Raw genomic sequence first — 8,773 nt, 5'->3', positions numbered from 1 at the left:
CGATCCCGGCCGCGGCGGTCAGCGCAGGTGCGCCGATCGCGGCCCACACCCAGCAGGACGGCCCGCCGCACGCCGCGGCCGCACCGGTGCCGAGTGCCAATTTCACATCTCCGGCCCCGCACGCCGCCGGCGCGATCAGATGCGTCAGCAGATACGGCACGGCGAGCAGTAGCGCACCGGCGATCGCGGCGGTGGCACGGCCGGTCGAGGCCGCGAACATCGGCACGACCGCCGCGCCCGGCAGAGTGAGCACGTCGGGCAGGCGCCCGGTCCGGATATCGATCACGCTGAGCGCAACGCACCAGACGATCAGGGCGAGGTAGGCGGCGGTGGTCATGGCAGCTATCGTCTCCCGTCGGCGAGAGCCCACCCCTGCCCGCGAACCTGAAATGTGGACAACCGCAACAGTTGTGAACACCCGGCGGGTAACACCCGCGCGCCGCCGGTCGCGGCCGTGGGGCGGGGAGACGGCGTGACGGCCTCGCAACACGACAGCGGTAGCGTGGCAGCCATGTCTGCTGATGACGGTGCCCGGCGTCCCGACCACGCTGCGCGTCGGGCCGGGTTGCGAGACCTGTTGGTGGAGAACGGGGTCGATGCCCTGCTGGTGACCGATCTGGTGAATATCCGGTACCTGACCGGCTTCACCGGTTCCAATGCCGCCCTGCTGGTGCACTCCTGGGACGGCAGCCAGGTGGGCGAGGACGGGGAGCGGACCGTCATCTGCACCGACGGCCGCTACCTCACCCAGGTCGGCGAGCAGGTGCCCGACGTGCGCGCGGAGATCGCTCGCGCCAGTGCGCGGCGGTTGGTCGAACTGGCCGGGGAATGGCAGATCGGCCGGGTCGGCTTCGAAAGCCATGTCGTGACGGTGGACCAGCACCGCGGCTTCGTCGATCAGGGCAGCGGGCTCCAATTCGTCCCCGCGCCGGGTCTGGTCGAGCAACTGCGCACGGTCAAGGACGACTACGAGGTCGAGCAACTGCGGACGGCGTGCGCGGCCGCCGACGCCGCGCTGGCCACCCTCCTCGAACGAGGGGGGCTGCGCCCGGGCCGCACCGAGCGCCAGGTCGCACGTGAGCTGGAATGGCTGATGTTCGAGCACGGTGCCGACGCGATCGCCTTCGAGACCATCGTGGCCGCCGGCGCCAATTCCGCAGTGCCGCATCATCGCCCGACCGGAGCGATCCTGGCCGCCGGCGATTTCGTGAAGCTCGATTTCGGCGCGGTGGTCGGCGGCTACCACTCGGATATGACGCGCACGCTGGTCCTCGGCGAGCCGACCGATTGGCAGCGCGAGATCTATCAGCTCGTGTACGAGGCGCAACGGGCCGGCCGCGAGGCGCTGAAGCCCGGTGTGTCGTGCGCGGCGGTCGATGCCGCGGCCCGCTCGGTGATCGAGTCGGCCGGGCACGGCGACCTGTTCGTGCACGGCCTCGGGCACGGCGTCGGACTGCAGATCCACGAAGCGCCTCCGGTCGCCAAAACCGCGACCGGTACACTTCTGGATGGCGTGGCGGTGACCGTCGAGCCAGGTGTGTATTTCCCCGGCCGCGGCGGAGTTCGCATCGAGGACACGCTCGTGGTTCGTGCGGGGGGTCCGGAATTGCTCACCCACACCACCAAAGACCTCACCGTGGTCGACTGACCCCGGCTGCACCACCGGGCCGGGCCCTACGGCCCGGCCTACAGAACGTCGAACAGTACTAACAAGGAGATCCGAGGACAGTGGCGGACACCAGCGACTTCAAGAACGGCCTCGTGCTGAAGATCGACGGTCAGCTCCAGCAGATCATCGAGTTCCAGCACGTCAAGCCGGGTAAAGGTCCCGCGTTCGTGCGGACCAAACTGAAGAACGTGCTGTCCGGCAAGGTGGTCGACAAGACGTTCAACGCCGGCGTGAAGGTGGAGACCGCCACCGTGGACCGCCGGGACATGACCTACCTGTACCACGACGGGTCGGACTACATCTTCATGGACGGCGAGACCTTCGACCAGATCGGCATCGACGAGCGGACCATCGGCAAGGGCGCCGGCTTCCTGCTGGAGAACATGACCGTGCAGGTCGCCACGCACGAGGGCGCGCCGCTGTACGTCGAGCTTCCGGTCACGGTCGAACTCGAGGTCACCCACACCGAGCCCGGCCTGCAGGGCGACCGCTCCAGCGCCGGCACCAAGCCCGCGACCCTGGAGACCGGTGCCGAGGTGCAGGTGCCGCTGTTCATCAACGTCGGCGACAAGCTGAAGATCGATTCGCGCGACGGCGGCTACCTGGGCCGGGTCAACGCCTGATCCTGGCGGATCCACCGGCCCGGCGCCGGAACCATGGGCGGCGCGGGCGTACCGGCTTTCCGGTATCGCACGCGCCGCCATCGACACTGCGAACGGGATAATGGTGATCGTGGCTGATCAGCCTGTGGACAAGAAGTCCACCCACAAGAAACTCGGAGCCCGGCACAAGGCCCGCCGCCGGGCCGTGGATCTGCTCTTCGAGGCCGAGGCGCGTGACGTGGACCCGGCCGATCTGGTCGTGGAGCGTCTGGACCTGGCCGGTCGCGACGAACAGGTCGCCCCGGTGAATCCCTACACCCGCACCCTCGTCGAAGGCGTCGCCGACGATCTGGATCGCGTCGACGGCACCATCGAGTCCTATCTGCAGGACTGGACCCTGGGCCGGTTGCCCGCGGTGGACCGCGCCATTCTGCGGGTGGCGGTGTGGGAGTTGTTCCACGCCAACGACGTTCCGCCCGTCGTGGCGGTCGACGAGGCCGTCGAGCTGGCGAAGGAGCTGTCGACCGACGATTCGCCCGCGTTCGTCAACGGCGTGCTCGGCCGCATCGTGTCGCTGGCCGACCAGGTACGCGCCGCCGCGGCCGCGACCCGCCGCGACGGCGGGGAGTGATGATCAAATATCTCGTTCTCGCGATGCGCACCTCGGCCTGGTCCGACGCGGTCATCGAACCGCACCGCGAATGGCTGGCCGATGTGCGCGCGCGAGGTCAGCTTGATTGCACCGGCCGCTTCACCGACGGCAGCGGCGGGGCGTATCTGGTGCTGGCCGAAGACCTTTCGGCCGCACGGGAATTGGTGTTCACCGATCCCATCCACACCACCGGCGCCTCCGAGCTGACGATCCACGAATGGGAGATCACGGGCTGAGCCGCGCTCCCGGTTCCCGCTCCTGAATTCGGACAAACCTGCGAAATTTCCCGGATCCCCGCGGGGACCGCATACTGTTCCGGTCACTTGACCTAGAAAAGGTGGAACGGATGCGGTTCAATTCGGCGACAGCGCGTGCGGCGCTGCGTCTCGCCCCGGCGATCGTCGCGGCGGCGACCCTGGCCACGACCGGTTGTTCGGCGGTGGAAAAGGGTGTCGACAAGGGGGTTCAGGTCGCCAAGGATCACAACAAATCCGATACCGCCCGCGCCAAGGTCGGTGACTGCATCAACGTGATCAACGCCTCGGCCGTCGATTCCGATACCGAACCGGTCGCCTGCACCTCCGACAAGGCCGTCTACAGGGTCGCGCAGGTGCACAACGACAAGGTCGACTGCGGCGCAGATTTCACCTCGTACGAGGAAACTCTCAACGGTGGCACGCTGGCGTATCTGTGCCTGGCGCCGAATTTCAAAGCGGGGCTGTGCTATGCGGATTCGCCGCTCAGTGGCTACAAATACGCCGACTGCACATCCTCGGAGGCGAGTTTCCGTGTCGCCCAGCGCATCGACGGACAATCCGACGACACGCTGTGCGGCCCGGAGTCCGACAGTGTGATCACACTGTCGGATCCGCAGACGACATTCTGTCTCGCGCAACCGAAATGAGCCCGGGCGTGCCCTCAGGCGGTCTCGGGCCGCAGCACGATCGTGCCGAAGGTCGCGCGCTCGTCGACGCGTCGATGAGCCTCGGCCGCATCCGCCAGCGGTAGGACGCTGTCGATCAGCACCGTGAGGTCACCGGCGGCGGCGAGTTCGAATGCCGCCGCCCGCTTCGCCGCCACCCCGGCCAGCCACTGTGGTCCGGAGCAGCCGGTGAAGGTGAGTCCGCGCATGATCAGATCCATGGTCGTGACCTGCGCGGGAGCCCCGGACAGCCAGCCGTAGCCGAGCATCCGGCCCCGCAGCGGGGTCATGAGATCGAGGACGGCCGCGGCACTCTCGCCGCCGATCGAGTCGAAAACCACGTCGACAGTGGTGTTTTCGAGGCGTTCGCCGAGGTGTCGCGGCCACTCCGGATCGCGGTGGTCGACGACCGTGTGCGCGCCGAGTTCGCGGGCGCGCTCGGTTTTGGCCGCTCCGCCGGCGGTGGCGATGATGTGCGCGGCGCCGGATCGGGCCGCCAACTGGGTGAGGTAACCGCCGATGCCGGTGGCCGCCGCCTCGATCAGGACGGTTTCGGTGCCGGTGAGTGCCGCGGCCTCCAGCAGGGCGAGAGCCACCGATCCGCTCATCGCGACCGCCGCGGCGGCATCACCGGCCAATCCGTCCGGTACGCGCACCGCGGATTCGGCAGGGGCGCACATCCACTCGGCGTAGCTGCCGAAGTCGTTGCGCGCCACCAGGACTCGCTGTCCCTTCCATTCCGGGTCGACGTCGTCGGCGACGGCGGTGACGACGCCGACCGCCTGGGTCCCGAACACCGTGGGCGTCGGCTTCGGCGTCGGATACATGCCCGTACGCAACATCGTCTCCGGGTAGAGCACGGGCACCGCCTCCACTCGTATCAGCACCTCGCCGGGCCGGGGGCTGGGTTCGCCCACCTCGCGCGCGACGAGGACCTCCGGTCCGCCGACCCCGGTCATTACGATTGCCTGCATATCGACCTCATAACTTGACTAACGGTCCAGATATTCCGTCGGGAAGAATATGGACCGTCGGTCAAGTTTGTCAACGGGACTGGAGTGCACAGTGGCGCAGCAGCGCAAAGAACGAGCCGATGCGGCGCGCAACCGCCGTGCGATCCTCGATGCGACTCGGGCGCTGCTGGCCGAAGGTGGGGCCGAGGCCGTGACCATGGACCGAGTGGCGGCCGCGGCGGGAGTCGGGAAAGGCACGGTGTTTCATCGTTTCGGCTCGCGCGCCGGGCTGTTGCACGCGATGGTCGCCGAACCGGCCGAAACGCTGCGGGCGGCGATCACCGACGGCCCGCCGCCGCTGGGCCCGGGCGCGGCGGCGGGGGAGCGGCTGCTCGCCTTCTTCGACGCGATGGCCACGATGGTCGCCGACAACGTCGAACTGATGGTCGCGGCCTACCGCAGCGTGCCTCCGCATCCGCGCACCTCCGAATTCCACGCCACCTGGGCGGAACACATCACGAAGCTGCTGACCGAGGCGCGTCCGGACCTCGACGCCGAGGCGGTCGGCCATCTGCTGTTCGGCATGCTGGGCAGTGATTACGCCCTCGCCGCGGTGCGCGAGGGCGAGAGCGCGAGATTGCGAGCGGCCGTGCGGCAGGTGGTGCTCGCCGTGGTCAGCCCGTGAGCAGAACGCCGCCCACCGCCCCCGCGGTCGCGACCATCGCCAGCGCCAGCCCGGTGCAGACGAACCGCACCGGCGGCACCCGGACCGCATGGGAGCGGCAGAACTCCAGGCACAGCAGCGTCGCCAGCGAGGCCCACGGGGTCGCGATCGCGCCGACGTTCGTACCGATCAGCAAGGACAGCAACTGGTTTCGGTGCTCGGGCGGTATCACCGCCTCACCCGCGGTGTAGGCGGGCAGGTTGTTGACGATATTCGACAGTCCGAGGCCCGCCCCGGCCGCGCGGTAGGCCCCGGCGGCACCGGAATCCGTGCCGATCAGCGCGGCCATCAGATCCGAGAGTCCGTAGCGGCCGAGAGTCGGGATGACCAGGAACAACCCGACCACGAAGATCAGCAGCTGCCACGGGATCAACGACGGCCGCAGGGCATCGCGGTCGAACACGGCGAATCCGGCGATCGCGAGGACAGCCGCGGCGAGTGCGGCGTAGCCGATATGGTCGCCGACGAACGGAATCGCCAGGACGAACAGGGCGCAGGCGCCGCCTGCCGTCGCGAACAGCGCCCGTTCCCGCGCATTTTCCAGCCGGATCGGGGGCGGTGCCACATAGCGATCGGAGCCGCGGCGGCCGCGCCGCCAGTACCAGATCCACAGGGCCGCCATGGTCGCGGCGAGCGAGATCAGCTGGGGCAGCCACATTCTGGCCGCGAAGCCCGTGGCATCGAGTCCGATGCGGTCGGCGGCGAGCAGATTGGTGAGGTTGGACACCGGCAGCAGCAGGCTCGCGGTATTCGCCAGCCACAACGTCGTCATGGCCAGCGGCAGCGGGGGAATCCGCGCGGGCCGGGCCAAGGCCAGCATGACCGGTGTCAGCAGGACCGCGGTGGTGTCGAGGTTGAGCACCATCGTCGTCACGGCCGCGAAGCCGACGCAGAGCACGAACAGCGCCGGATAACTCCCCCGGCCGGCGATCGCGATCCGATGGGCGATCACGTCGAAAACCTGTGCGCGCCGGGCCAGATGGGCCAGCACGATCACGCTGCCGAGAAACAGCAGCAGCGGCCCGATCCGGCGCATATTCGCCTCGGCGTCGGCGCGCGGCAGCCATCCGGTCAGCACGCACACGACACCGGCCGCGAGGACGGCGATGCGGATCCAGTCCAGCACACGGGGGGCGGAGGCTTCCTCCGGCTCCGGGGCCCGCGCGTTGCGCTCGGGCGCCACCGGTTCGGACATCCGGCCATCATCGCACCACGGCGCACGCCGGTGCGTGCCGGTCCGCTCGGCTCCTGAGGGGCGGTTCACGACGCGGGAGTGGCGATCCAGCCGGCCACGATCACCAGCCCGGTGGGACGGTGGACGCCGAGGAAGCCGAAGGGACGATCGAAGTTCACGGCGATCATCAGCGCGGCGGCGGGCGCCGGTGGCCTGCCGGTCGGTTCCATGAGGACCGCGGTGACGGCCGCGGCCGCGAAACCGTCGGCGGTGAACCGGGCGCAGACGTCCTGGGCGGCCGCCGTCACCCGCAGCGCGACCGGCGAGAGGCCGGGGAACGGGTTGTCCGCGGCGGTGGTCGCCGCGGTCAGGCCGAACAGCTCCGGCGTGCGCAGCAGGTCGTGGGTGGATCGAACGGCGAAGGGCGGCACCTGGATTCGCAGGGTGTCCGATACGGCGGTCACCTGCCGGACCTCGAGCCCGGGAGCTGCGGTGCCGAGTCCGGGCCGGAGCGTCTGCACCGAACCGTCGAGTGCCCCCAGCCCGGCCGCCAGCACCGCCGGGGCGGTGACACCGTCCGCGCCGAGCAGCAGATGCACATCCAGATCGGACGCGCCGCGCACCACCACGCGCGAGACGGGTGTGCCGGCCGGCAGCACGGCGGCGTCGCCGAGGTCCGTGCTGTACCGCGCTAGAGCGGGCCCGCGGTGGCCCCGCCACGGACCACTCGACGGTTCCAGCACGTCGGCGTGGAAGTTCTGCCGCCACGCGGTGCGGGCGACGACGGCGGTGGCCAGCGCACATGCGGTCGCCGCGCCGATCCGGGCGGGGAAGCGGTCGATCAGGCCGTCGGTATGGCGACGCGCCCAGTCGTCGAGCCCGTCCGGACCGCGCAGCGCGGCGATCGTCCCCGGCGGCAGGGTACGGATCCACTCGTCGCGCAGCGCGATATCGTCGCGCACCCACACTCCGAGTGCCGCGCGCACCGATTCGGCGGCCTCGATCCGGCGCAGCAGAGTGATCGCGGCGTCGTGGGCGGATGCCGCGGGAATGCCGGCCGCCGCGGTGAGTTCGCCGCGGGCCGGCTCGCAGGCCGTCGCGGCCAGGAGTGCGAGCAGTGGCCAGATCCCACAGCCGGACAGGACGAAATCGTCGGAACCCGCTGCGGCGCACCACTTTCCGGTGAGGTCGTTGGCGGCGGCCACATCGGGCGCGAGGCTCGGCTGCATGGGCGAAAGCCTACCGACGGGCGCCGACAGCAATGCGCCCCTGCCGGGGTGTACGTGGGCGGCAGGGGCGCGTCCGGAGCTGATGGTCCGGACGATCGGCCGGAACCGATCTGCCCACGAGTCTGGTTCCTCAACCGCACTCGAGGTCCAGCCCTCCGGTGCGTGGTCTGCGTCACGCCCGCGGAAACAGTGGCCGAAACTACGTCTTCGTGGCCGAACGTGTTGAGGTGTCCCGGCCGGTGTGTGGCATCCTTCCGAGGCGGAACGGTCCGCGAGAGGTCCAGGAGGTAGGGATGGCTGGTGCCGGTACGGCCCGTCTGGCGGAACTTCGCGCGGGTCGCACGACCCCGGAGCATGCATGGCAGCTGTACGACAGCCTGCCGGAGGTCGCGGTCACCGAGATCACCACCGGCCGCTGGACCGGCGACGAACTGGACACCGGACATCCGTGGGCCGGGGTGCTCGTCGAATCCGGCTGGTACGGAAAGCAGTTCGACTCTCCCGACGAGGTGCAGCCGCTGTTGTTCGCCGGGCCGGACGGCCGGGTCTTTCCGGTCGATCCCCGCCGGGTGCCGCTGGGGCTGGCCGGGACGTTGCCGGCGGCGGGATTCCGGGCGGCGCGGCGCATGCTGCCGGCGTTGCGCCCGCTGCTGCGGACCCGCGTGTATCGTGCGCGCCTGCGCGAGATCGAATTCCGCGGCAAGGTCAGCGCGGCCATGATCTACGACCACCTGCCCATCGTCGACATCTTCCGTCGCGTGGACGAGGACACCCTGCTCGGCGTGATGGATATGCGCGGGCTGAGCGACCCGTACTTCTTCGTCCTGCGCCGCGACCGCTCCTGACCG

The 8,773-nt window shown here is 69.7% G+C and carries 11 protein-coding genes; 7 read left to right on the top strand and 4 right to left on the bottom strand.

The features are described from left to right. Positions 1–337 (bottom strand): prepilin peptidase (locus tag NK1_RS14720; RefSeq protein ID WP_063009064.1); only part of this gene is annotated, 337 nt, incomplete at its 3' end. Positions 338–511: 174 nt separating this feature from the next. Here NK1_RS14720 and NK1_RS14715 point away from each other — a divergent pair. The 5 genes from NK1_RS14715 to NK1_RS14695 all read left to right on the top strand — a co-directional run bounded on the left by NK1_RS14715 (position 512) and on the right by NK1_RS14695 (position 3,827). Continuing rightward, positions 512–1,648, top strand: a complete 1,137-nt coding sequence (locus NK1_RS14715) for a M24 family metallopeptidase (protein WP_063009084.1) — start codon at positions 512–514, stop codon at positions 1,646–1,648. Between the two features lie 80 nt (positions 1,649–1,728). Beyond that, positions 1,729–2,292: an elongation factor P gene (gene efp, locus NK1_RS14710; protein WP_036502667.1), complete on the top strand. Its 564-nt coding sequence runs from the start codon at positions 1,729–1,731 to the stop codon at positions 2,290–2,292. A 100-nt stretch (positions 2,293–2,392) separates the two neighbouring features. Then, complete coding sequence (gene nusB, locus NK1_RS14705; protein ID WP_051024705.1) at positions 2,393–2,902, top strand: transcription antitermination factor NusB; 510 nt, start codon at positions 2,393–2,395, stop codon at positions 2,900–2,902. Then, positions 2,902–3,159 carry a YciI family protein gene (locus NK1_RS14700; protein ID WP_036502665.1) on the top strand — a complete coding sequence of 86 codons (258 nt, stop codon included), beginning with the start codon at positions 2,902–2,904 and terminating at the stop codon, positions 3,157–3,159. The genes nusB and NK1_RS14700 overlap by 1 nt, the downstream gene beginning before the upstream one ends. A gap of 110 nt (positions 3,160–3,269) precedes the next feature. Then, positions 3,270–3,827 carry an LppU/SCO3897 family protein gene (locus NK1_RS14695; protein ID WP_063906007.1) on the top strand — a complete coding sequence of 186 codons (558 nt, stop codon included), beginning with the start codon at positions 3,270–3,272 and terminating at the stop codon, positions 3,825–3,827. A 14-nt stretch (positions 3,828–3,841) separates the two neighbouring features. Here the strand turns inward: NK1_RS14695 and NK1_RS14690 are convergent, their stop codons facing one another. After that, positions 3,842–4,819: a quinone oxidoreductase family protein gene (locus NK1_RS14690; RefSeq protein WP_063009063.1), complete on the bottom strand. Its 978-nt coding sequence runs from the start codon at positions 4,817–4,819 to the stop codon at positions 3,842–3,844. 91 nt (positions 4,820–4,910) lie between these two features. On the opposite strand from NK1_RS14690, the gene NK1_RS14685 reads away from it, so the two are divergent. After that, positions 4,911–5,483 (top strand): TetR/AcrR family transcriptional regulator, encoded by a 573-nt coding sequence (locus tag NK1_RS14685; protein WP_245660497.1) that lies wholly within the window; start codon positions 4,911–4,913, stop codon positions 5,481–5,483. On the opposite strand, the gene NK1_RS14680 is transcribed toward NK1_RS14685, so the two are convergent. Continuing rightward, entirely contained in the window at positions 5,473–6,717 is a 1,245-nt protein-coding gene (locus tag NK1_RS14680) for an ArsB/NhaD family transporter (RefSeq protein ID WP_084460933.1), read from the bottom strand. The two genes, NK1_RS14685 and NK1_RS14680, sit on opposite strands and share 11 nt — an antisense overlap. Positions 6,718–6,782: 65 nt before the next feature. Further along, positions 6,783–7,925 carry a serpin family protein gene (locus NK1_RS14675; RefSeq protein ID WP_063009061.1) on the bottom strand — a complete coding sequence of 381 codons (1,143 nt, stop codon included), beginning with the start codon at positions 7,923–7,925 and terminating at the stop codon, positions 6,783–6,785. A gap of 293 nt (positions 7,926–8,218) precedes the next feature. On the opposite strand from NK1_RS14675, the gene NK1_RS14670 reads away from it, so the two are divergent. After that, on the top strand, positions 8,219–8,770 hold the full coding sequence (locus NK1_RS14670) for a DUF4334 domain-containing protein (RefSeq protein ID WP_063009060.1): 552 nt from the start codon (positions 8,219–8,221) through the stop codon (positions 8,768–8,770). The last annotated feature ends 3 nt before the right edge of the window (positions 8,771–8,773 follow it).

Source organism: Nocardia kruczakiae NBRC 101016, from assembly GCF_001612965.1.
In the GTDB taxonomy this organism is placed as follows: Bacteria; Actinomycetota; Actinomycetes; order Mycobacteriales; family Mycobacteriaceae; genus Nocardia; species Nocardia kruczakiae.
Note: the sequence above shows the minus strand (reverse complement) of the source record. Positions and strands in the feature narration are given on the sequence as shown.

What these genes read in the sequence shown, in the direction of transcription:
- NK1_RS14670 (WP_063009060.1), top strand. Translation starts at nt 8,219, where the DNA reads ATGGCTGGTGCCGGTACGGCCCGTCTGGCGGAACTTCGCGCGGGTCGC.
- NK1_RS14675 (WP_063009061.1), bottom strand. Translation starts at nt 7,925, where the DNA reads ATGCAGCCGAGCCTCGCGCCCGATGTGGCCGCCGCCAACGACCTCACC.
- NK1_RS14695 (WP_063906007.1), top strand. Translation starts at nt 3,270, where the DNA reads ATGCGGTTCAATTCGGCGACAGCGCGTGCGGCGCTGCGTCTCGCCCCG.
- NK1_RS14715 (WP_063009084.1), top strand. Translation starts at nt 512, where the DNA reads ATGTCTGCTGATGACGGTGCCCGGCGTCCCGACCACGCTGCGCGTCGG.
- NK1_RS14680 (WP_084460933.1), bottom strand. Translation starts at nt 6,717, where the DNA reads ATGTCCGAACCGGTGGCGCCCGAGCGCAACGCGCGGGCCCCGGAGCCG.
- NK1_RS14700 (WP_036502665.1), top strand. Translation starts at nt 2,902, where the DNA reads ATGATCAAATATCTCGTTCTCGCGATGCGCACCTCGGCCTGGTCCGAC.
- nusB (WP_051024705.1), top strand. Translation starts at nt 2,393, where the DNA reads ATGGTGATCGTGGCTGATCAGCCTGTGGACAAGAAGTCCACCCACAAG.
- NK1_RS14690 (WP_063009063.1), bottom strand. Translation starts at nt 4,819, where the DNA reads ATGCAGGCAATCGTAATGACCGGGGTCGGCGGACCGGAGGTCCTCGTC.